We start from the raw sequence: 22,733 nt of genomic DNA on the forward strand, positions 1-22,733 counted from the left end.
GAAACCCATGATTTCAGAAATTTTTGACCCGGAACTCTGGCTTGAAGTTCCCGGCTTCGAATTTACGGACATCACCTACCATCGCGCCAAGGAACAGGGAACCGTGCGCGTCGCCTTCAACCGGCCGGAAATCCGCAATGCCTTTCGGCCCAGGACGGTCGACGAACTCTACCTGGCTCTGGACCATGCCCGCATGACCCCCGACGTCGGCGTGGTGCTCCTCACGGGAAATGGCCCTTCTCCCAAGGATGGCGTCTGGGCCTTCTGTTCCGGGGGCGATCAGCAGATCCGGGGCAGGGACGGCTATAAATATGCAGGCCAGGAAGGGGCGGTCGATTTCAGCCGCCTGGGACGGCTTCATATCCTTGAAGTTCAACGCCTGATCCGGTTCATGCCCAAGATTGTCGTGGCCGTTGTCCCCGGCTGGGCCGTCGGCGGCGGTCACAGCCTCCACGCCGTGTGCGATCTCACGCTTGCCTCGAAAGAGCATGCCATCTTCCGGCAGACCGATCCCGATGTCGCCAGCTTCGACAGCGGTTACGGCTCCGCTTACCTGGCAAAGCATATCGGCCAGAAGCGCGCCAGGGAGATTTTTTTCCTGGGGTTCAACTATACCGCCCAGGATGCCTTCGAGATGGGCATGGTGAACAAGGTCGTTCCTCACGTGGATCTGGAGAACGTCGCCCTTGAATGGGCGGGAATCATGAACTCCAAATCGCCGACGGCCATGCGGATGCTGAAGTACGGTTTCAACCTGCTGGACGACGGCATGGTGGGACAGCAGATCTTCGCCGGGGAGGCTACACGGCTGGCATACGGCACACCGGAAGCCGAAGAAGGGCGCAATGCCTTTCTGGAGAAGCGCCCCCAGGACTTCAAGAAATTCCCCTGGCACTTCTGAAATCCAGAGAACCAGGGCGGATCGGGCACGTTATGCGTCCAGCCGACGCATAACGCCCGGGATGCCGAAACGGATCGGCCGGAAAGGGGATGCGCTCCGCACTCCCGGCCGCAACGGAAGAGAGAGCGCCTTGCGTGCCCCGATGCCGGAGAATGCTTCTTACACCCGGACTATCTGAAACAGCTTTTCCTGAGGCGCGTAAATGTATTCCTGTATCTTCTCATGCATCACTCTGTGGACCTGTGGCGCAAAACCGGGCTCTTTGCGCACCCGCTTGTACAGGGGGCTGAAGGTGTCGTGGGGGTTGACGTTGGGCTTCAGGATAACCTGATTTCCCGTTTGCTTGTCCATGAAAACCATCTGGTTTTTCTCCACGGGAATCAACACCAGGTCTCCCCTGGTGGGCAAGGCGCTCAGATCCGTCCTGGCGCCGGTAATGTAGGCCAGGGCATCAGCCTGGCAGCAATGTATCGAGGTCTGCACCTTGATGGACTGGCGCAGAGGAAGCCTGTCGGGATATAAAATTTTGAAGGCCTCCTGAGCCGCCCGGAAGGCAAAGGCGCTCCCCCCGCAGTATCCATGAACCTTCATCACGTCGGCAAGCTTAATTTCAACCACATCGCTTGTGGCCACCCCGACGAGGACGGAATCAGGACTTCTCATCAGGATCGAAACATCGGGAATTTTCACAAAAGGAAGTTCCTGTTCGTTTCCCGGCAGGCCTGCCGCCGGAGGGGCACCGGAACGTTCGTTCCCGGCAAAGACACGCTCCGAAGAGGTGAACGCGATCACTGCCGTGCCTAACATGGTTGCACTCTTCAGAAAATCTCTCCGATCCAGATCCGTTGCCCGATGCGGATCGGACGCCGCCTCACCAACGCTTGCCTGCCCCTTTTCCAAACGTCTCATTTTTCAAAGCCCTCCTTAGATATGTTCTTCAAGCCGCACGGTATCGACTCACCCCAAAGCATCTCGCCACCATTCCATGCAGCCTCCCGTGACGGCACACCGGCGGATCGATTATACCATGCGAATCCTCTGTGGCCATTTCTTTTTGACCTCTTGCGGGCGTTGCAATCCGGATGTTCCTGAGTCCACCCGGATGTCCACCCCGGGGCCCGCTGAACCTTCCTCTGCAACCGACCCCCGGCAAAGAAAAAGCCGCCGGAACATGTCGTGACAACTCTTCTCTCGTCAATGCACCCTGGCGATATCAGCGCCGATTGACACGGCATCTTTTTGCACCTATAATCTTTTTGTTGCGGACTTGCAGGATCAAGCCCCAGGGTTCAGGAAGCGTATTCAAACCCACAACCGTTTTTATGTTTCCCCGATATGAGGAGGTTTCCCATGAAATCAGGAAAATGGATGGCGTCAATGCTCTTTGCGGTCATTGCCGTCTTCGCATCGGTGCTGCTCTGGGCTTCAGCAAATGGGCCCTATCTTGCCGATGCCCACAAGGACAAGGGATTGAATTGCACCGCCTGTCATGGCGACACCATGGAGGTTGATGACAACGAAACACTTGTCAACTCCGCCTGCGTCAAGTGCCACGGGTCGCTCGCCAAGGTGGCTGAAAAGTCGGAAGAAGCGGTCAACGCGCACAAATCGCATCTCGGCAACATGAACTGCACGGTCTGCCATGCCGGGCATGCCGATTCCATGTCGTACTGTCTCGGCTGCCATCATTTCGACATGAACATACCCTTCGGCAAAGTCGCCGCCCGTGTGCCTTCGACCACTCTGCCCGTTGTGAAAGAGATCCCGGCGAACCTTCGAACGGACAAGACGGATATCGTGATCATCGGGGCAGGGGCAACGGGCTTTGCCGCGGCCATCACCGCCCACGACAGAGGGGCGAAAGTCATTCTCCTGGAAAAAATGCCCATTACCGGCGGGAACAGCCAGCTTGCCGCGGGCGGAATGAACGCCTCGGAAACAAGGATTCAGAAGGAGAAAGGCATCAAGGATTCCGTGGATCTCATGTACGAAGACACGATGAAAGGCGGAAAGAACACCAGTGATCCCGGTCTGGTCAAAATTCTGGCAAAGGATTCCGCCGCCGCCGTTGATTGGCTCACCTCTCTCGGAGCCGATCTGAGCGATGTGGGGCGATTGGGCGGGGCAAGCGCCGCCAGGGCCCACAGGCCCAGCGGGGGAGCCGCCGTCGGCGCGAACATCACCCAGGCCCTGAAGAAAAATGCGGAAGACCGCAAGATCGATATCCGGGTCAACAGCCGGGCGATCAAGATTCTGGAGGACGGCAAGGGACGCGTGACCGGCGTGCTGGTGGAAGGCAAGCACAGCAAACTCTACAAGATTTCGGCCAAGGCGGTCATCATTGCCGCCGGGGGATTTTCCGCCAATCCCGAACGAGTGGCCTATTACCAGCCGACGTTCAAAGGGATGACCACCTCCAATCAACCGGGCGCGACGGGCGACGGGATACAACTCGGTGATGCGGCAGGTGGGGATCTGGTCGATATGAAGCAGATACAGATACATCCCACGGTTGCCGCAGGCAGCCGCATCCTGATTACTGAAGCGGTGCGCGGCAACGGTGCCATTCTCGTGAACCGCGACGGCAGGCGGTTTGTAAACGAAATGACGACCCGCGATGCCGCCTCCGCCGCCATTCTCGCCCAGACCGGCAAGTCGGCGTTCCTCGTCTTTGACGAAGGGATCCGAAAAAGCCTCAGGCAGATCGAAGGCTACTTTCATCTGAATCTGGTCACCGCCGGGACGACCATAGCCGACCTGGCAGCAAAGATCAAAGTGCCTGCAGCAGAACTTGAGGCGACCCTCAGCGCCTACAATAAGGCCGTTGACGAAAAGAGCGATGCCGCGTTCAAGAGGCCTGACATGCCCCGGTCGATCAAAACTCCGCGATTCTATGCCATTGAAATCATGCCCGGTGTGCATTACACCATGGGCGGCCTGAAGGTGGACGCAAACGCCCAGGTGATGGCTAAGGACGGCAAGCCCATTCCCGGACTGTTTGCCGCCGGCGAGGGGACAGGCGGTGTTCATGGCGCAAACCGCCTGGGCGGAAATTCCATCACGCAGACCATCGTTTTTGGAAGAATCGTCGGTGAAAGCGCCGCAAAATTTGCAAAACAGTGATGACGGACAAATCGATCTCATCTTTTCGGGGGACATAACATGTATTTCCGGATGGCTCATACGTGTTATGCCCCCAAAACTCTTTCATAATCAGGAATGATCACGAGACAGCCCCGGGGATCCGGTGCCGCTCCGGATCAAAAAGCTTTTTCTCAGGGATTTCACCACTGGAATCCATCATGTTCATCTGGCGGCATCGCCGGAAAGAAGGCAGAGGCAATGAGAAGAAACGTCATTTGGCCGTATGCGCTGTGGATGGTGCTCTTCGCGGCTGCGGTTTCCGGATGCGCCCCGGTTTTCTGGAGGGGGGAAAAGCCACGCATCGATATCGTCAGTATTGCTCCCAAGGAGATGCGCCTTATGGAGCAGACGTTTTTGATGGAGCTTCGGATTCTCAATACCACGGAGAGGGACTTGAACATCACCGGGGTTGTTTTCGATCTGGAGATCAACGGCCAGCCCTTTGCCAAGGGGGTTTCAAATCAGAGCCTTACCGTGGAGCGCCTGAGCACGAAGACCGTCAAAATCGAGGCTTATACCGGGCTCACCAGCATCCTGCGGCAGCTTTCGGAGCTGGGGAAAGGGGGATTCGATTCGGGATTGAAGTACCGGCTGAAAGGATCCCTTTATTCGGGGGCGCCTTTTTTCCGCATCCCCTTCAACGAAACGGGCGAATTCAAGTAGAAGAAGAGGGGCTTTTCCTGCAGGTCCATGCCCCGGTTGAACCGGGGGAGCACCCTTAATTAGGATGGGGTTCATCGATTACCCCGACGTATCATGACCGCCCTGTGCCTGCTCCCTCTGGTATTCCGCGATGGCTTCCTCTACGACTTTGTCCCAGTCCCGTTCATATTCGTCCTCGATGCAGTCGTATCCCAGGTCGAGCCACGTCCCGTCTTCCATCTCGGCATAGACATGGAAGATCTTCGGGTTCTGAATCAGGCCGATGACCGTTTCGCCGGGCTGAATCGTCCTTGCATCCGATTCCAGATTCGCGTCAACCTCCAATGGAATGACATCGACGCTCCGCTGGTCATAGCCTTCTTCCGTTTCCACGACGAGGAGTCCATGGACTTTGATTCTCTTGAACTTGTAATTCATCTGCCCACCCTCCGGCATGCCTCTTCCCTGCCACTTCTTTCCATCGCGTCAAATCGCCCGTCATCCCGGCCGTTGCCCCTTGTCTCCCCCCGGCGTGACCTGCTCATCATCATACTCAAGTTCCCATGGCTGTTCAACATAAAGGTTGCCCAGAACTTCGCGGCCGAAGGGCACAAGCCCCTCCCCCTCGGCCGCCTTTTATCATTGACACGCTGCGGTCTTTTTCCCTATGCTCACCTTCTGTTAAGACGAAGGCTTCCATCCATCCCTGCGCGGGGACACCTTGGACGTTTCTTCGTCTACCATGCTTTCCTCCCACAGAGGGGGATTTCGGGGCACATTCACGATGAGGATCATCGGCACAGAAGTCTATCGCTTTTCTCTTCCCTTCGCCAGGCCGGTGACGGTCGGCCGGAAGGTCCTGCATGACAGGGACGGGCTCCTGATCGCCCTTAGAGCCGGGAACAACCATTGCGGCTATGGGGAGATCGCCCCCCTGGCCGGCTTTGATACGGTGACGCTGGAACGATGTCTCCAGGATATCCCGTCGGTAGGGAAGACCATGAAAAGCCTTTGCGTCACCTGCGGACCGCTCCTGCTGACGGAGCCTCTTCTGGGCATGGCCGACGCCCCGGTGTCCTCCTGGACGGAACACACCCTCTTCGGTGTGGAAAGCGCCCTGCTGGGCCTTTATCTCCAGGCCGGTGGCGGGAAGAGCCGGAACAACCTTCCCCCCTTTGCGGATGGAACCTGGAGGATCCCCGTCAACGCCCTTTTCATCCCGGAGCCCGCCGAAGAGGGCCTGGAGCGGCAGATCCGGGACCTGAAGAACAGCGGTGCAACGACAATCAAGATCAAGATAGGCAGGCTCCCGGAAAATGGGGAAATCCGGCAGATCCGCATCCTGGCCGAAGAGATGGGAACGGGGGTCTCCCTGCGCCTTGACGGCAACCGGAACCTGACGGCGGCGGCATACCGGCGCTATTTTGAGGCTCTCTGCGATCTTCCCGTGGAGTACGTCGAAGAGCCCCTTGCGGAAGCGGAGCTGGAAAAGGCAGGCGATCTCCCATGGCCTCTGGCCCTGGATGAATCGCTGGCAGGCCTTCTCGATCCGGAAGAACCCCGTCCATCGGAACTGGACCCGGCGGTGAGGGCGGTCATCCTCAAGCCCGGACTCCTCAGGGGTCTGCATGCCATGGCTCGGGCCGTCGAGGATGCGGAGCGCAGCGGCATCCGGACGATCCTCAGCTCCGCCTTCAATTCCGGCCTCACCCTCTCCGTCCTTGGCGTCTTTTCCCGCCTGGCCGGCATTCCGCCGGAGACAGCCCATGGTCTGGATACATTGCGCTACCTTGCCGCCGATATTCTGACGCCGTCCCCCGGACTGAGCGGAGGGAAGCTGGAAATTCCCGCCGGGCTCCTCCTCGGAAGGGCGTTGCTCAACCCGTCCTGCCTCGGGGAAAAAGTCTTATGAAGCCCGTCTTCCTGCAGAACGAATCCATCGACCTGGCGCGGCTGTTCGAGGAGTTCCGGCCGAATCCGGCCCTGCTGACGCCGGAGGGCGTCCGGACCTTTGGTGACATCAGCAAGAGCCTTGGAGACGTGATCGCCACCCTCCGGAAGGCCGGGGTGCGCCGGGGCCATCTGGCGGCACTCCACGGGGAAAACAGCGAGCTGCACCTGCTCCTGATGCTCGCGGCCTGGGTTGAGGGATTTCTCTATCTTCCCCTGGATTTCAAAGCACCGCTGGAAAGTCTTCTGAAGGCCGCCCCGCTTGATTTTCTCATTACAGCCGGGGATGTGCCGCCTTCCGCCGACGTGCCCATTCTTCACCCCGGCATACTGCTTCAGAGCCCGCCCTCCGATGCGGATCTCTGGAGGGAAGGCCGTCCATGGCCGGCGATCCCGTTCCGGCAGGAGGCCAGCGTCATCTTCACATCGGGATCGACGGGAAAACCCCGTGGAATTATTCATACCGTGGGCAATTACATTTACAGCGCCCTGGGAACGGACATCTTCATCGGGATGGAGCCGGAGGACCGCTGGCTTATCAGCCTGCCCCTTTTCCATGTCGGCGGCATCCTGATCTGGATCCGCACTCTCCTGGCAGGAAGCGCCTGCATCCTGCCGGAATCGATGAAAGGAATCGATGCCGCGATCCGGATCCACCGCCCCTCCGTCCTGTCCCTGGTGCCGACTCAGCTCATCCGCTGCCTGTCCTCAGAAGACACCGTCGCCGCCCTTCAAAAGGCCAAGGCCATCCAGCTGGGCGGCGCGCCGATTCCGGCATGGCTGATTGAAAAGGCTCTGGATCTGGGCATTCCCGTGATGCCGACCTACGGGTCCACGGAATCATGCACCCAGGCCACAGGTGTGGCGAAAGGTTCGGACAGGAGCTCCTATTTCACCGCCGGGAAGCCGCTTCCCTATCGGGAAATCCGGATTGCGAAGGACGGGACCATCCTGCTGGGGGGAAAGACGCTTTTCCGAAGATATCTCGACGATCCCCCGACACCACCCGCCGAAGGAGAAGGAATCTTTCGGACGGCAGACCTCGGCTATCTGGACCCCGCAGGCAATCTGGTGGTGCTGGGGCGGAAGGATGGGATTTTCATCTCCGGAGGCGAGAACATCTCCCCATTTGAGATTGAAAATGCCCTGCTGGCGCTGGATTCCATCTCAACGGCCATCGCCGTGCCGGTCCCCGATCGGGAGTTCGGGCTGGTCCCCTGGGCTTTCGTCGAATGTTCAGGTTTGTTCGATGCAGGCTGGCTTCTTGCCGCCCTGAAGAAGCGGCTGCCCGGCTACAAGGTTCCGAAGCGGATCCTCCGGCTGGAACCGCAAAACAGGGAGGGAAAAATGAAATACAGCCGGGAAGCCCTGGCGAAGCTGGCCGAAGAAATGGCCGGCCCGGGGCCGGCAGGCGGCCGATGAAGGCGTTGTCTCTGCATTACGGAGAATTCGGCCACCGGAATCTCCGCACCGTTGTCTTTCTGCACGGATTCATGGGAAGCCGCCACTCGCTGCAAGCCATCGCACAGCCTCTTGCCGGGATCTGCCGCTGCCTGACCTTCGATCTTCCCGGGCATGGGAATTCCCTCTTTGGCAGAAGCGACTCCCTCAGGGCCCTGCAGACGATGGAAGACGCCGCCCATCTGGTCCTGCAGAATCTGGATGCCCTGGGGGTGAGCCGCTTCAGCCTCTACGGATATTCCATGGGAGGGCGGCTTGCTCAGAATGTCGCCCTTCTGGCTCCGGATCGGATCGAGCGGATCGTCCTTGAATCGGCCTCTTTCGGCATTGCCGATCCGGAAGAGAGACGACGGCGATACCTCCAGGATCAGGACCTGCTGGCCGATGTGCGGACGGAGAAGGATCTTGCGGCATTTCTGGAAGGGTGGTATCGTCTGCCCCTGTTTCGCACCCTTGCGGGTACATCCGCCCTGCAGGAGATTCTACGGACGAGGCGGGACAACAACGTCGCGGAACTCCGCCAATCCCTGAAGATTCTCAGCGTCGGGAGCCACCCCTTCTTTGCGGAGCGATTGGCGGGGTTGCGCTTTCCCCTGTTCTATTTCTGCGGGGAGAGGGATGAAGCCTATTGCGGAACAGCCAGAACGATCAAGGAGAAGATCCCCGGGATGAACGTGACGGTCTTTCATAACGCTTCTCACAACATCCACGCCCAGTTCCCGGAAAAGATCCTCCGGGCCCTGGAGCGGATTCTCAAGGCGGAGCAGACCGCCGTCCCCCGGGGCGCAGACAAAGGAGCTGAAAGGTGAATCGAGAAACATTAAAGGCGTGGGTTCAGGCAAGCCGACCGCCGTTCTTCGTCGCCACCCTCATTCCGCTGACCGCCGGGGCAGTCCTGGCGCATCGCCAGGACTCGTTCGAAGTGCTCCCTTTTGCCCTGGTCCTCGTGGCATCTTTTCTGGTGCACTTTGCAACGAATATTTCCAATGATTATTTCGATCACATGCAGGGAACCGATGCCGGGGAATCCATCGGCGGCTCCCGCGTTCTCCAGGAGGGCAAGATCACGTTAACGGAGCTGGGGAAAGCCATCATCCTTCTTTATACCGTCGCTGCGCTCATCGGTTTCTATCTCGTCTGGACCCTGAAACTGTGGGCAATTCTTCCCCTGATGGCCCTGGCCTTTTTCAGCAGCCTCTTTTACGTGGCGCCCCCCGTCAGGTACGGCTACCACGGTCTTGGCGAACTGTTCGTCGCCATCAACATGGGTCCGGTCATGGTCATGGGTTCCAACTGGGTCCTCCTGGGTCGCGTTGACTGGTCCGCCCTGCCCGTTTCACTTCCCATCGGACTGATGGTGGCTCTGATCCTGTATTACCAGAGCCTGCCCGACATGGAAACGGACGAGGCCGCGGGCAAGCGCACCCTGGCGGTCCGCCTCGGGAAAAGAGGCGCCCGGACCATCCTGGCCGTCTTCTGGACGTCGATCTATGCCAGCGTCGCCGCCCTGACCCTGGCCGGCTACTTTTCCCCGATCGCCTGGTGTACGCTCTTGACGTTGCCCCTTCTGATCAAGGTCTGGAGACTTGTCGTCTCGATCCGCAATTGGGTGGAATTGGATTTTCATGGAAAATATATCCGCATCTTTTATTTCATCAACGGTCTGATCCTCATTGCCGCCCTGTTTTAGGACCGGTCTCGCCCGCCCCAACGGCGAGGCGGACCCCCCGGAAGAGATGTCCGAGGGACGGCAACGGCGGGGCCGATGCCGTGGTCTAAAATGATTGCGTTAAGGATGCAAATCAGATAGTCTTTAGCGGAATGGATTGTGGAACCCGCTCCTCAATAAACAGCCGTACGAGCGATACTGCCCTCAGCGGTTTCGCAAAACCCTTTATGGTGTTCTATGGACAGCAAAATACTCCAGGAAGTTTCCTGCATCCGGGCTGACGGAGAGGTCGTCGCCACCAGCGAGAGAATCATCCGGGAGACGGCGCTGACCGTGCTTGTGGATGGACGGCACTTCGCCACCGCCATGATTCTGGGCGCCCTTGAAAAGGAGTTTGTCATCGGCCACCTGTACATCCAGGGGCGAATTCGACATGCAGGAGACATTTCCTCGATCGAGATCGAAGATCAAACCGTCCGCGTTAAACTCAGGCCCGGCCTAGAACAGCGCGCCCTCCCCGCCGCGCTCACCTCGGGACTGAAGGTGCAGCACGAGGATGTCCGCCGCTGCGTCCAGGCCATCCTGACCTCGCCGATTTTCGAGGAGACAGGGGCCGTCCATTGTGCGGGGCTGTTCCGTGAGGGCAGGGAATCGGTCTGCATTGCTGAAGATCTGGGCCGCCACAACGCCCTGGACAAGGTCATTGGAGCCGGCCTGCTGAAGGATGTCGATTTCGCTGACGTCGTGGCCACTTCCACGGGCCGCCAACCGGCGGAAATGATCCTGAAGTGCCTGAGCGCAGGCATTCCCATCATCGCAACCAAGGGCGTCCCCACGTCCCTGGGCGTGGAATTGGCGGAAAAGGCGGGGATCACCCTGGTGGGCATGGTAAAACGGAATTCCATGGTCGTGTACTCTCATTCCTGGAGGATCCTGTGACAATGACGGCGCCGGGATTGAAGCGGTTTAACGTCCAGAGGCTGGAGGAAGGGTCCTTTGTGCCTGCCGAGGCTCTTCTCATCATTGAAAAAGAGCTTCCGATCATCGTCAACGGCGAACTTCTCGCAACAGCGTCGGTGACGCCCCTGATGGAAAGGGAATTCGTCGCCGGGTACCTCTTCGGACAGAGCTTTATCGAGAGTGCCGTGGAAATCGTGTCGCTGGAAATTAAGGAAAAAGGGGCCTACGCGGTTCTGGCTGATGCGGATGCGCTCAAGGGCAGGAAAGAAAAAACCACCTACCGCATCGTCTCCGGCGGCGGCCGAACAGCCTATTTTGAGACATCCGTCCTTCCCTGCCTCACGTCGGATGTTAAAATCGACAGGCAGCACATCTTCCAGGCCATGACCCTCCTGTTTGAAAAGGCCGCGCTTTATGAGCAAACGGGAGGCGCTCATTCCGCCGCCCTTTTCGACACCCGGGGCAATCTCCTGTGCCTCATGGAGGACATCGGCAGGCACAACACACTGGACAAGATCATCGGCTATGCACTCCTGAACGGGATCGACTGCACCCGCACCTTCATGGTTTCCACCGGGCGCATGGCCTCCGAAATGGTCATCAAAATCGCCCGCGCCGGCATCCCACTGGTCGCCACCAAGACCGCTGTCACAGACAGGGGGCGGGAGATCGGCGAGCAGTGCGGAATGACCGTCATCGGCTCCGCCCGGGCCGCAGGTTCCAGAATGATCAAGGACATGGGGGACAGCAACATTGCCGAGAAAGCGGAAATGAAGATTTATACCGGCGCAGAAAGGGTGCTTTAACAAATCAGACGAAAGGAGAAGGATAATGGCAAAGAAATTTCTGGTGGCACTGGACAAGTCAAACAGTTCCCTGAAAGCGATCGATTTCGTGGCGGGCACCATCAATCCCTCGGCCCAGATCACCCTGATGAGCGTTGTGGCGGATCCGGCGGCAGCCTGTGAACTGAAAGGGCCTACGGAGCTGCATCCCCTGTTGGAGGAGGGCCTCAAGGACTTCTGCGTGATCGAGGAAGCCAAGAGAGCGGCCGCCCAGGGATTCCTGGATGAAGCCAAAAATAAGCTGGTCAGGGCCGGGTTTCCCGCCGAGCATATCTGCGTTGAACTTCGCAGTCAGGAAGGCGATATTGCCGGTGACATTCTCATCGAGGCCGCCAGGGAAAACTACGACGCCGTCATTATCGGCAGACGGGGAATGGCGGACAACAAGAAGTACGCCTTTGGCAGCGTTTCCAACAAGATCATCCAGCATGCGGAAAATCTGTCGATCATTGTCGTAGACTGACGGAAGGAACATCCGGCGCCCCCCGGCATGAGATCAGGACAGGAGCCGGGGGCGCCGCACTTCATTCCCGCTCCCATATCCGGCGGTTACTTTTTTTTCATTGACAGGAAAGGGTGCTTTTCCTATGCTCCTCTCCGAATACTTCTGCTTCAAGCAATGGATGTGATGTAACGATATGGCACAGTATGGGGCCACGGTAACGGGCCTTCTTCCCAACGGCAGGGCGGAGATTGTCATCCGGCCGGACAGGCCCGACATTCCCCATGCCAGCGAAATTGCAGGTCGCGTATGCCACTGCGCAACGGAGAACTCCATCGTCCGGACCGAGGCATTGAACCTGGCAGGCGCCTCCCCCGGCGACTGGGTGTCTGTTTCCCGAAAGCGCTCATCCGTCGTCAAGAATGTGATGGTGCTGGTCGGGTTCCCCTGTGCCGGTTCGATGGCCGGCGGGATTCTGGGTGCCTCGATGGAAAGCGGCAATCTGGCGATCTTCGTTCCTGCAGGAGCGCTCCTGGGCTTCCTGCTGGGGATCTGGTTCTATCGGCGCTGGTCCGATGAGAATATGCCGGTCATCGATTCCATTATCAAAACCAGGGATGAGGTTGCCGCCATTTTTGCAGCCCGGTCCGGCGCAGAGGGAAAGGGGCCGTCAGGCTGCCAGGTTGGCTGTGACCGTTGCGCTTCCATGTTATAACAACTCCTTCCATTCCTCCCGAAGCCTCCCAGAATTTCCCCGTCATGATGCCGAAGAGCCCCATGGACAGGACAGCGCCTACAGGAGACAGAGCCCCGCCCCTTAACATATTGAGAAAACGGTCAGAAATACAAGACGATGAAAAAAAGTCATAAAGCGATCCTGATGCTCCTTCTCTCCGGATCCATGTTCGGCTTTTTCTGGATGGCCTGGAACCGGATTGCTCACGAGCCCCTGGTCCGTTCCCGTTTGATGATGGGGACCATCATCGAGATTACGGCCTGCGACCGGGGTGCCGAAGCGGCGATCACGGCGGCCTTTACGCGCATGCAGCAGATCGAGGACGCCGTCGGCAGGGAAGAATGGTCCGACCTGAGCCGTCTGGCCGCCTCAGCCGGAGGCCCCCCTCTTAACGTCAGCAGCGATACGTGGGAGATCCTCTCCCTGGCCGCCGAATACTGGCGGAAGACCAACGGGGCCTTCGATGTAACGGTTAATCCTCTTTTGGAACTGTGGGGTTTCGGCTACGACGGAGAGGGCAATTTTCCCGAACCTGACGCCATCAAGGCCGCCCTGCCCAGGGTCGGCAGTGACAAGATGCTGTTCTTCCCGGGAAAGCGGCAGATCCGATTGGCGAAGCCTGGAATGTCCTTGACCGTAGGCGGCATCGCCAAGGGGTACGCCGTTGAAGAGGCCGCCAGGATTCTCATGAAGAACGGCATCACGAACGCCATGATCAATGCCGGCAGCAGCATCAAGGTGATCGGAGACGGCCCAGGCGGCCGCGGCTGGCGAATCGGTGTGGAAAACCCGCGATCGGCCGGAAAGCTGGTTGGGGTGATTGTCCTGCGCTCCGGTGAGGCCATGGGCACATCCGCCGACAACCGGCGCTTTTTCATCAAGGACAGTCACCGCTACTCCCACATCATCGACCCCCGCACCGGCTGGCCGGCCAAGGGAACCATGGCCCTGGTGACCGTGATTACGGACAATGCAGCAACGGCCGACATCGTCACCAAAGCCCTCTTCTTGAACAACATCGACTGGAGCATGGCCTTTTTAAAACAGGAAAACCTCAAGGCCATCCTGATCGACAGCCAGGGAAAGCTGCACAAGACCCCGGGGTTTCAATTGCTGAGGCCGTCATGATTTCCGTGGAGCGCGTTTCCCATTCCTTTCATGGTTATCCCGCCCTCAAGAACCTCTCTTTTTCCGTCTCGCCGGGCGAGTGCTTCGGCCTGCTCGGTCCCAACGGCGCAGGAAAATCGACGCTGATCAACATCCTCGTGACCCTGCTGCAGCCGGACAGCGGCTCCGTGACGATAAACGGCTGGCCGCTGGCAACCGAAGCGGCGAAGATCCGAAGTTCCATCGGCGTGATCTTTCAGGATTCGAGCCTGGACGAGCGTCTGACCGCTTATGAAAACCTGTACTTTCACGCCATGTTCTATCACGTACCCCCCCGGGAAGCCTCTCAACGCATCACCGCTCTCCTGGCCATGGTGGGCCTGGCCGACCGCAGCAACGATCGGGTGATCACCTTCTCCGGCGGAATGAAACGCCGCCTGGAAATCGCCCGGAGCATCCTGCACCAGCCGCAGCTCCTGCTTCTGGACGAGGCGACCGTCGGCCTCGATACCCAGGCCCGCCGCCGCATCTGGGACTATATCGCCAGCCTCCGCCAGGATTACCCCCTCACCATCCTTCTCACAACCCACTACCTCGAGGAGGCGGAAATCTGCGATCGGATCGCCATCCTAGATCACGGGGCCGTCATCGCCTGCGATACCCCGGCCCGCTTAAAAGAAATCCACGGGCAGAAGACCCTGGACGACCTCTTTCTCCACCTGACCGGACGGGACCTTCAGGATTCGGAAACCGGTGAACTGGAGCGGCTGAAGGCGGCCCTGCGCGTTCGGAGAATCAAATGACCAGCGGCCTGAAAGACAGTTACTACATCATGAAGCGCGATCTTATCCGGATGACGCGCCAGAAGATGCCGCTCATCGGGGCCGTTGTCCGGCCTATCCTCTGGCTTTTTTTTCTCGGGACCGGACTCAAATTCGGGTTCATCGCCCTGCCGCTCGTCGGGATCAACTGGCAGCAGTACATCTTTCCCGGCATCATCGCCATGAACGTCCTTTTTTCCGGGGTGATGTCCGGGGCCACGATCGTCTGGGACCGCGAATTCGGTTTTCTCAAGGAGATCACCATCGCTCCGATACCCCGCTGGTCGATCATTCTCGGGAAGGTCCTCAGCGGCACCATCATCGCGGGCTGCCAGGGAGTTCTCGTTCTGGCGGTCTATCCGCTCCTGGGCATCTCCCTCGGATTTCTGCAGTTGGCCCAGACCCTGCTGGCCATCTTTTTCATCGCCATGGCGGTAACCGCCGTCGGCGTGCTGCTCGCCGCGCGGATCCGCACCCTTGAAGGCTTCGGCGCAGTCAACAACTTCGTTGTCATGCCGGTCTTTTTCCTCAGCGGCGCCCTTCATCCCCTGTCCAACATCCCGGACTGGCTGAAGATTCTGATTTATCTCAATCCCTTCAGCTATGCGGTGGATCTCCTGCGCGTTATTCTTCTGGGGCTGGATGGAGATCCCGTGCTTGACATCCTGACCATCGTCCTGTTTACCAACGTCATTTTCCTGTCCGCGCTCTACCTCTTTGCGCAGCGCAGGCAATATTATCCTTGAAGCAGGGATCATCGATCCCGAAAGAGGGATGAACTCCGCTTCCGGATCGAACATGGCGGCAGAGCGGCGGAAATGGGGCGACGAAGGCGCATCGGGGCATACGTCGGGGAGCCGGCAACGCAGTATGCTAAAATGGCGCTTTGATATGGCATTGGAATAGGTTGATGAGACGATCCTTCAGCGAAGAAATGGCCTGCTGCCGGTGCTGCCCGCGTGAATGCGGTGTCAACCGCCTCAGGGGGGAGACCGGCTTCTGCCGGACCGGTTCCGGCATTCCCGTTGCCCATATCGGATTGCACTTCGGAGAGGAGCCCCCTATCTCCGGTTCCCGTGGATCGGGCACCATCTTTTTCGCCGGATGCAATCTCCGCTGCGTCTTCTGCCAGAATCATCAGATCAGCCAGGAGTTTCAAAGGGGGAGCGTGCGAACCCTTTCCCCACGGGAACTCGCCGACGAAATGCAGCGCCTTGAAAAAGCCGGGGCACACAACATCAACCTCGTCTCTCCGTCCCACCTCATCTTCCCCCTGGCGGATGCAATTTCAATCGCCCGGAACAGGGGGCTCACCCTTCCCATCGTCTACAACTCCAACGGCTACGATTCCGTTGCCGCGCTCCGTGAGATCCGGGGGCTCATCAATATCTTTCTGCCCGATCTGAAGTATCTCGACGAGGATGCGGCCAGGGGGCTTTCCGCCGCCGGCGATTATGCCCGGATCGTCCCCGGCGTCCTCGGGGAGATGTTCGCCCAGGTCGGCCCCCTCGTGCTCGATGAGGCCGGCTCAGCCCGGCGGGGTCTGCTGGTCCGCCATCTCGTTCTGCCCGGCCATCTTGAAAACAGCCGTTCCTGCCTCCGTTTTCTGGCCGGCTTTTCCCGGGATCTTCCCGTCAGCATCATGTCCCAGTATTCCCCGCAATTCCGGGCAGGAGACTATCCACGGATCAACAGGACTCTTTCCGAAGAGGAGTACGAATCGATCATCGACTGCGCCCTGGAACTCGGCCTGGAAAATGCCTTCGTTCAGGAGTGCGGAAGTCAACAGGAATACCTGCCCGATTTTTCACGGACCGACCCCTTTCAAGCTTAACCATGCACGGAGACTCCCGATGTTCCCTCCTGTTGCCGACAAAATATTTCTTGACAAAGCCATGATTACATAATATCCACATCGACGCTATCCTAGGAGGCTGAATGTCGGTGAGATGCTGATGTTTTCAGAGAATTCTCAAGCAGTTCACCGATGGGTAATGCAAGATCGTATTCGGGTGGCAAGTCTGGTTGTTGAAAGCTTTTCTGACCTTTTCCTCTTTCATTTAGGGAGGCGCGTTAGATCTCAAGAGTTTTTCGGCTTGCATAATAAATTTTAATTTTATCAACGGACTGTCTACTATGAGCACGTCATTATTGACTTTTGCCAAAGGTGGGGTTCATCCTCCAGAATCCAAAGAAATTACCGAAAGATTGGCTATTGAGAAGATGCCTCTGCCCGAGGAGTTCGAAATTCCGCTCCTTCAGCATTTTGGCGCCCCATGCCAGCCTCTGGTCAAGAAAAAGGACCGTGTTGAGGAAGGCGATCTCATCGGCCAGGTTACGGGCGGACTGGGAGCCAATGTGCATGCCAGCGTCACCGGAACCATCACGGATATCGGCACATCCATCGGGCCGGTCTCCCTCAATGTCCCCTCGGTGACCATTTCCAGGGATCTCGAAGCGCCGGATAAAACCTATACGCCTTCGGATTGGAAATCTCTGAGCCCGCAGGAGCTGCTTTCGAAAATAAAGGATGCCGGCATTGTCGGCATCGGCGGCGCCGGATTCCCGGCCCATGTCAAGCTGGCTCCGCCTCCGGGCACCAAGGTCGACAAACTGATCCTGAACGGCGCCGAATGCGAGCCTTACCTGACCACGGACCATCGGGTCATGCTGGAAAAGCCTGAAGAGGTCATCGTGGGGGCCCAGATTCTCCTTCGCGTGTTGGGGATCTCGGAAGGGCATATCGGTGTTGAAGCCAACAAAAGCGACGCCATCGATGTCCTGCGGAAGGCCGCTGAAGCGCAGAAGCTCGACGGCGCGAAGATCTCGATTGACGCACTCCAGGTTAAATATCCCCAGGGATCTGAAAAACAGTTGATTGAAAGTGTGACCGGACGCAAAGTCCCGGGTGGCGGATTGCCTTTCGACGTCGGCGTGATTGTTCAGAACATCGGCACAACGAAGGCTGTTTATGACGCTGTTGTTCTCAATAAGCCGCTCTATGAAAAGGTCATTACCATTTCCGGCAGGGGCATTTCGAGACCGGCCAACCTCCAGGTTCGGGTCGGTACGCGCATTCGGGACATCGTTCAATATCTTGGCGGTACGAAGCCGGATCTGGCAAAGATCGTCATGGGAGGCCCCATGATGGGATTCGCCGTATCAACTTTGGACATTCCTGTGACAAAGACGGTTTCGGGAGTCCTCTTCCTGACCAAAGAAGAGATCGATGATCAGCCCCATGGGCCCTGCATCCGCTGCGGATGGTGTGTAGAGGCCTGCCCCATGGGATTGTCGCCGAACGAGATCGGCCTTTATGTTGAGGCCGGACGGGCTGCGGACACGGCGCCTTTTGGAGTCTTCGACTGTTTTGAGTGCGGTTCCTGCGCCTTTGTCTGTCCTGCCAAGAGACCGCTGGTCCAGTTCATCCGCCTGGCCAAGCAAAAGGCAAAAAGATAGTCTAAAAGATAAGGAGCAAAGCCATCGTGGAGCAAGTAAAAGATACTCAAATTTCAGAACATCCGTTACCTGCATGCACGGTCTCCATTTCTCCGCATGTCAAGAGCCGCGAATCCACGGCCAAGATCATGTGGACCGTGAATGCCTGTTTGTTGCCTCCCCTTCTTTTATCCGTTTTCATCTTCGGATTTCAGACCCTGATCATCACCCTGGTCAGCGTTTTCAGTTGCGTTATCGCCGAGGCGGTTTCCCAGAAGCTTCTTCACCGCTCCATCACCATCAAGGATGGGAGCGCCGTGTTGACGGGTCTGCTTCTAGCCTACATAATACCCCCTGGAGTGCCCTACTGGATGCCGATCCTGGGCGCGGTTTTTACGATCTACATCACCAAACATCTGTTCGGGGGGCTGGGCTTCAACATTTTTAATCCGGCACTGATCGGGCGCGCCTTCCTGGTGGCCACGTTCCCTGTGGCCATGACGTCGGCCTGGATCATGCCCATGAACGACTTCTCCATCTTCAAATACATGCAGCCCGGGGTCGATGCGGTCTCCACAGCTACCCCTCTTTATGTGCTGAAGCATTACGGCTTGGCGGCCCTCATCGATAAATACGGCGCTGTTTCCACCATGTACAAGGATTTCTTTCTTGGTGTGCGGCCCGGCTGCATCGGTGAAGTCTCCAATCTGCTCCTCCTCCTTGGAGGGCTGGTGCTGATCTTCAAAAAATACATCTCTTGGCACATTCCGGTTTCCGTTATTGCAACCATCGGTGTGTTGACCTGGATTTTCGGCGGTGAAGGCTACTTCAACGGCGATCCCATTCTGGCCGTTCTTACCGGCGGCGTGTTCCTTGGCGCCATTTTCATGGCTACGGATTACGTCACCTCACCCACCCAGAAATACGCCCAGCTTGCTTTCGGATTCGGGGTCGGCGCCATTACGGTTCTGATCCGCCTCAAAGGCGGCTATCCGGAGGGTGTCTGCTATGCGATTCTGCTCATGAATACCCTCACGCCGGCATTGGATTCATGGTTTCAACCCAAGCGTTTTGCTCCAGCGAAAGGTGCGACAAAATGAACGAATTTGTAAAAATAACATTTCGCTTGACCCTTTCTTGTCTCATGGCTGCCCTGGTGATGGGAACAGCGTTCATCTTCACAGACAAGGCAAAGAAGCACAATGAACACGTCAATGTTCAGACAACGATGTTGAGCCTGCTCGGCTACAGCGATTTGAACCCCGCCCCCAAGGAATTGAAGCTTTATTCCCTCTATCGCTACATCATTGAAGAAAAGGGAACGACCTACCTGGGCTACATGGTTCCCGTCACCGAGTCGGGCAAGGAGTCCTATGAACTGCTCAAGCTGAACCTGGAGGGGAAGCTGATGCAGCGTGTGCCCATGAATATCTCCCCGGATGCGGCGGCTGAAGACGCGGAGCGTGCGACCGCTATGAAGGAGGCTCTGAAAACGGAGCAGGGCATTTCCTACCAGGACCGGACCGTCGTAGCCCGCCTCGGAGATCAGCGCTTAGCCTATCTGCTCCCCGGCAAGTTCGGCGGATTCAAGACATTTATCAACGTCATTTTGTCTTTGAATCCAGATTTCGCCATCCGCGGCCTGGAAATCATGGAGCACGAGGAAGACCCCGGTCTGGGTGCTGAAATTTCCCAGAATTATTTCAAAAACCAATTTCGTAATAAATCCTTTGAACGTCTGAAATCTCTCGATGTCATCAAGGAGCCTCTGCCCGATGAGTATCGCGCCTATCTGAATGCGCCGGATAAGATGGACAAGGATAAAGCGGATGCCATTATCAAACAGTATGGTGAAAAGGACATTTACGCCCTGACGGGTTCAACGATTTCCAGCCGGTCTGTAACTGATGGTGTCAAGAACATGGTCAAGCGTTTCGCCTACAGGATCCAGGTCCTGAACGATGTGATTGCCGACCAGAAAATACCAGCTTTGATTTGATATAAAGGAGGATAGTCTTGGCCGCCACGAAAAAAACCAACAGTCAGCTTGTCCTTGATGGGATATTTCTGGAAAATCCGATTTTCCGCCTGGCCCTTTCCATGTGCCCGGCCGTCGGATTGACGACCTCCATCAAGAACGGATTATTGCTCGGCACGGCAGTCCTCTTCGTGCAAGTCTTTTCCAGCTGCACGATTGCTGCCATAAAAAACTTCATACACCCCCGGATTCGAATCCCCACCTACACCTTGACCATCGCCACTTGGGTCACGGTGATCGACCTGGTCCTTGCTGCCTATGTTCCTGATGCCTATAAGCAGGTCGGTCTCTTCGTAAAACTGATCGTGGCTTTCGCGATCATCACCATGCGCCTTGAGATGTTTGCCTGCAAAAACAGCGTCTCCGCCTCTTGGTGGGACGGCATCGGCATGGGTTTCGGCTTCATGTTCGGCATGGTCACCATCGGTTTTGTCCGCGAGCTTCTCGGTTCGGGCATGCTCCTTGGCTACGATGTTCTGGGATTCAAGCCGCTGCTGTTCTTTGTTCTTCCTGCGGCGGGGTTTTTCTGCGTGGGTATCATGATGGCGATGTTCAACTATGTGGAAGTTGTTTACAATCGCCGGAAGGAGAGTAAGTCATGAACGCTTCGATAAAACGATCCGCTTTTCGGCCGGTCTGGTTGGTTCTTGCCCTGCTGTTCCTTCTTGCCGGATGTGAGAAAATTGATAATCCCTTCATCAAGAAGGGTGGATTCAAGGACGCCCGCTCCATCATGATCGAATTCGCCGGGGCGCCCGATGCGTCATGGGTCTCGGATCCCGCCAATTTCAAGGTTTTTCAGAAGAATAACCCCGATGTTCTCCTGCCGGTGAGGCAGGTGGATGTGGGCCCGGACAAGAAGACCGTCTTCTTGAAATTCGGGGAAGATCTTGATCTGAAACTGGCGCACACGGTCAGTATGGCAAGCATTCCATCCGAGGGGAAAGACATGGGCGCCTCGTTTCTGGACGTCAAGAAGTCCTATTTCGGCTACCTCTTTTCCATTCTCATCGGTGCAATGCTGATCAACAATTACGTATTCACCAAGTATCTTGGGCTTTGCGTCTTTATCGGAACATCCAGGAAAAAGAGTACGGCGGTTGGAATGGGGGTCACCTTTACCATCGTCATCGTCATCAGCGCCATGATCTCATGGTTCCTCTACCAGTTCGTTCTGAAACCCTATCGGCTCGACTTTCTGCAGGTTGTTACCTTTATCGGCCTCGTCTCGCTGACCGTGCAGGCCGTCGATACCATCCTCCGCAAGGTCAACCCGGCCCTTTTCAAGGCCTTCGGTGTGTACCTCGTGCTGGTCATCGCCAACTGCGTTATTATCGCCGTTCCCCTGACTCTGGCGAGTGCCGAGTACAACGCCGCTGAAAGCTTCATGCTGGCCCTGGGTGCAGGCGGCGGATTCCTTCTTGCACTCTTTCTCATGGCATCATCCAGGGAGCGCCTGGAGTTGGCAAACGTGCCTCCCACCTACCGTGGATTGCCCATCGCTTTTGTGGCTACAGGGCTCTTTGCCCTGGCCTTCATGGGCTTTTCCGGAATGGCGATTTTTTAAAATTAACTGAAATGAATTGAGGTATGTCATGGATCCTGTATTGATTAAATTGGCAATTGGAGGCATCGCGTTCCTCGGCTGCATCGGTCTGTTGTTCGGCATCGGCCTGGCGCTGGCCGCTCAGAAGTTCGCCGTGGAGGGCGATCCCAAGGTAGAAGAGGTCCTGGAAGTTCTGGCGGGGGCTCAATGAGGCGGCTGCGGCTTTGCAGGTTGCGAAGCATATGCCGAAGCGGTTGTCCACGACCCTGACGTTCCACCGAATCTCTGCTTTCCCGGCAAGGCGGAAGTGGCTGCGGCAGTTGCCGAAATTGCGGGAAAAACGGTCGGCGGTGTCGAAAATGTGGTTGCCCAGATCCGATGTTCCCGTATCGAAGGGCAGGTCAAACAGAAGTATTCCTATCTTGGTTTCGATACCTGCGCAGGTGCAAGTATCGCCTTTGGTGGTCCGCAGGACTGCGCATACGCCTGCATCGGATTGGGCGACTGTGCCGCTTCCTGCCCCTTTGGCGCCATTACCATGGAGCAGCAGTTTCCCGTTGTCGATGTGGAAAAGTGTGTCGGCTGCGGATCCTGTGTACGCGCCTGTCCCAAGAAGGTTATTGAGCTGATGCCCCTGAAGGCTCGCGTCTGGGTTCCCTGCAGCACAAAGGATCCTGGAAAGACGGTGAGGAACATCTGCAAGGTCGGCTGCATCACGTGCAAAATGTGTGTCAAGGCGTGTCCGGCGGGAGCGGTCAGTATTGAAAACGATGTGGTCCACATTGATCATGACAAGTGTCTGGCCTACGGACCGGACTGCCAGGAAGCCTGCGTTGCAAAGTGTCCCCGCAACATATTCCGGCCCTTCCGGAAGGAATTTAAAAAGGCGGGAGAGCTTGAAGCGGCCTGAGGACATTTCATAGCAACTTTATAATAGACAGACAAAAAGAGGGTGCGGACCTTTTCGGTTCCGCACCCTCTTTTTGTCTCTTCTCTTACGCTGCTTGTTGTTTTGCAGCGTTGCCTGATCCGA

The 22,733-nt window shown here is 57.3% G+C and carries 23 protein-coding genes; 21 read left to right on the forward strand and 2 right to left on the reverse strand.

Features of this window, described 5'->3' with window-relative positions:
- Window positions 1-7: 7 nt before the first annotated feature.
- A complete protein-coding gene (locus AB3175_RS06190) occupies window positions 8-901 on the forward strand; it encodes a 1,4-dihydroxy-2-naphthoyl-CoA synthase (protein WP_367360074.1) in 894 nt (297 codons plus the stop codon).
- A gap of 159 nt (window positions 902-1,060) precedes the next feature.
- Here the strand turns inward: AB3175_RS06190 and AB3175_RS06195 are convergent, their stop codons facing one another.
- A complete protein-coding gene (locus tag AB3175_RS06195; protein WP_367360075.1) occupies window positions 1,061-1,810 on the reverse strand; it encodes an FmdE family protein in 750 nt (249 codons plus the stop codon).
- A 441-nt stretch (window positions 1,811-2,251) separates the two neighbouring features.
- Here AB3175_RS06195 and AB3175_RS06200 point away from each other — a divergent pair, with 441 nt between their 5' ends.
- Window positions 2,252-4,024, forward strand: a complete 1,773-nt coding sequence (locus AB3175_RS06200) for a flavocytochrome c (protein ID WP_367360076.1) — start codon at window positions 2,252-2,254, stop codon at window positions 4,022-4,024.
- Window positions 4,025-4,243: 219 nt separating this feature from the next.
- Entirely contained in the window at window positions 4,244-4,708 is a 465-nt protein-coding gene (locus tag AB3175_RS06205; RefSeq protein WP_367360077.1) for an LEA type 2 family protein, read from the forward strand.
- Between the two features lie 78 nt (window positions 4,709-4,786).
- Here the strand turns inward: AB3175_RS06205 and AB3175_RS06210 are convergent, their stop codons facing one another.
- A complete protein-coding gene (locus AB3175_RS06210; protein WP_367360078.1) occupies window positions 4,787-5,125 on the reverse strand; it encodes a hypothetical protein in 339 nt (112 codons plus the stop codon).
- Window positions 5,126-5,471: 346 nt separating this feature from the next.
- Between AB3175_RS06210 and AB3175_RS06215 the strand changes: the two genes are divergently transcribed.
- The 18 genes from AB3175_RS06215 (at window position 5,472) to rnfB (ending at window position 22,610) form a co-directional block, all read left to right on the forward strand.
- Entirely contained in the window at window positions 5,472-6,599 is a 1,128-nt protein-coding gene (locus tag AB3175_RS06215) for an enolase C-terminal domain-like protein (protein ID WP_367360079.1), read from the forward strand.
- Entirely contained in the window at window positions 6,596-8,059 is a 1,464-nt protein-coding gene (locus AB3175_RS06220) for an AMP-binding protein (RefSeq protein WP_367360080.1), read from the forward strand. The genes AB3175_RS06215 and AB3175_RS06220 overlap by 4 nt, the downstream gene beginning before the upstream one ends.
- Window positions 8,056-8,907 (forward strand): 2-succinyl-6-hydroxy-2,4-cyclohexadiene-1-carboxylate synthase, encoded by an 852-nt coding sequence (gene menH / locus AB3175_RS06225; protein ID WP_367360081.1) that lies wholly within the window; start codon window positions 8,056-8,058, stop codon window positions 8,905-8,907. The genes AB3175_RS06220 and menH overlap by 4 nt, the downstream gene beginning before the upstream one ends.
- Window positions 8,904-9,788, forward strand: coding sequence for a 1,4-dihydroxy-2-naphthoate octaprenyltransferase (gene menA / locus AB3175_RS06230; RefSeq protein WP_367360082.1), 885 nt, complete (start codon window positions 8,904-8,906; stop codon window positions 9,786-9,788). The genes menH and menA overlap by 4 nt, the downstream gene beginning before the upstream one ends.
- Before the next feature lie 216 nt (window positions 9,789-10,004).
- Complete coding sequence (locus tag AB3175_RS06235; RefSeq protein ID WP_367360083.1) at window positions 10,005-10,706, forward strand: formate dehydrogenase accessory sulfurtransferase FdhD; 702 nt, start codon at window positions 10,005-10,007, stop codon at window positions 10,704-10,706.
- A 2-nt stretch (window positions 10,707-10,708) separates the two neighbouring features.
- Window positions 10,709-11,533: a formate dehydrogenase accessory sulfurtransferase FdhD gene (gene fdhD, locus AB3175_RS06240; protein WP_367360144.1), complete on the forward strand. Its 825-nt coding sequence runs from the start codon at window positions 10,709-10,711 to the stop codon at window positions 11,531-11,533.
- A 25-nt stretch (window positions 11,534-11,558) separates the two neighbouring features.
- Window positions 11,559-12,035, forward strand: coding sequence for a universal stress protein (locus tag AB3175_RS06245; RefSeq protein ID WP_367360084.1), 477 nt, complete (start codon window positions 11,559-11,561; stop codon window positions 12,033-12,035).
- Window positions 12,036-12,210: 175 nt separating this feature from the next.
- Window positions 12,211-12,729 (forward strand): SoxR reducing system RseC family protein, encoded by a 519-nt coding sequence (locus tag AB3175_RS06250; protein ID WP_367360085.1) that lies wholly within the window; start codon window positions 12,211-12,213, stop codon window positions 12,727-12,729.
- 138 nt (window positions 12,730-12,867) lie between these two features.
- Window positions 12,868-13,878 carry an FAD:protein FMN transferase gene (locus AB3175_RS06255; RefSeq protein WP_367360086.1) on the forward strand — a complete coding sequence of 337 codons (1,011 nt, stop codon included), beginning with the start codon at window positions 12,868-12,870 and terminating at the stop codon, window positions 13,876-13,878.
- On the forward strand, window positions 13,875-14,660 hold the full coding sequence (locus tag AB3175_RS06260; protein ID WP_367360087.1) for an ABC transporter ATP-binding protein: 786 nt from the start codon (window positions 13,875-13,877) through the stop codon (window positions 14,658-14,660). The genes AB3175_RS06255 and AB3175_RS06260 overlap by 4 nt, the downstream gene beginning before the upstream one ends.
- Entirely contained in the window at window positions 14,657-15,424 is a 768-nt protein-coding gene (locus AB3175_RS06265; RefSeq protein ID WP_367360088.1) for an ABC transporter permease, read from the forward strand. The genes AB3175_RS06260 and AB3175_RS06265 overlap by 4 nt, the downstream gene beginning before the upstream one ends.
- Window positions 15,425-15,588: 164 nt before the next feature.
- Window positions 15,589-16,512 (forward strand): radical SAM protein, encoded by a 924-nt coding sequence (locus AB3175_RS06270; RefSeq protein ID WP_367360089.1) that lies wholly within the window; start codon window positions 15,589-15,591, stop codon window positions 16,510-16,512.
- A 302-nt stretch (window positions 16,513-16,814) separates the two neighbouring features.
- The gene (rsxC, locus tag AB3175_RS06275; RefSeq protein ID WP_367360090.1) at window positions 16,815-18,137 is read left to right on the forward strand and encodes an electron transport complex subunit RsxC; all 1,323 of its coding nucleotides are present in this window, start codon (window positions 16,815-16,817) and stop codon (window positions 18,135-18,137) included.
- A 26-nt stretch (window positions 18,138-18,163) separates the two neighbouring features.
- Window positions 18,164-19,216, forward strand: coding sequence for an RnfABCDGE type electron transport complex subunit D (locus AB3175_RS06280; protein ID WP_367360091.1), 1,053 nt, complete (start codon window positions 18,164-18,166; stop codon window positions 19,214-19,216).
- Window positions 19,213-20,115 carry an FMN-binding protein gene (locus tag AB3175_RS06285; protein ID WP_367360092.1) on the forward strand — a complete coding sequence of 301 codons (903 nt, stop codon included), beginning with the start codon at window positions 19,213-19,215 and terminating at the stop codon, window positions 20,113-20,115. The genes AB3175_RS06280 and AB3175_RS06285 overlap by 4 nt, the downstream gene beginning before the upstream one ends.
- A 17-nt stretch (window positions 20,116-20,132) precedes the next feature.
- Window positions 20,133-20,756: an electron transport complex subunit RsxE gene (rsxE, locus tag AB3175_RS06290; RefSeq protein WP_367360093.1), complete on the forward strand. Its 624-nt coding sequence runs from the start codon at window positions 20,133-20,135 to the stop codon at window positions 20,754-20,756.
- The gene (locus AB3175_RS06295; protein ID WP_367360094.1) at window positions 20,753-21,721 is read left to right on the forward strand and encodes an electron transport complex protein RnfA; all 969 of its coding nucleotides are present in this window, start codon (window positions 20,753-20,755) and stop codon (window positions 21,719-21,721) included. Before rsxE ends, AB3175_RS06295 begins: the two co-directional genes overlap by 4 nt.
- Window positions 21,722-21,749: 28 nt before the next feature.
- Complete coding sequence (gene rnfB, locus AB3175_RS06300; RefSeq protein ID WP_257395006.1) at window positions 21,750-22,610, forward strand: RnfABCDGE type electron transport complex subunit B; 861 nt, start codon at window positions 21,750-21,752, stop codon at window positions 22,608-22,610.
- Window positions 22,611-22,733 lie beyond the last annotated feature (123 nt).

The organism is Syntrophus sp. (in: bacteria) (genome assembly GCF_040768185.1).
GTDB lineage: Bacteria > Desulfobacterota > Syntrophia > Syntrophales > Syntrophaceae > Syntrophus > Syntrophus buswellii.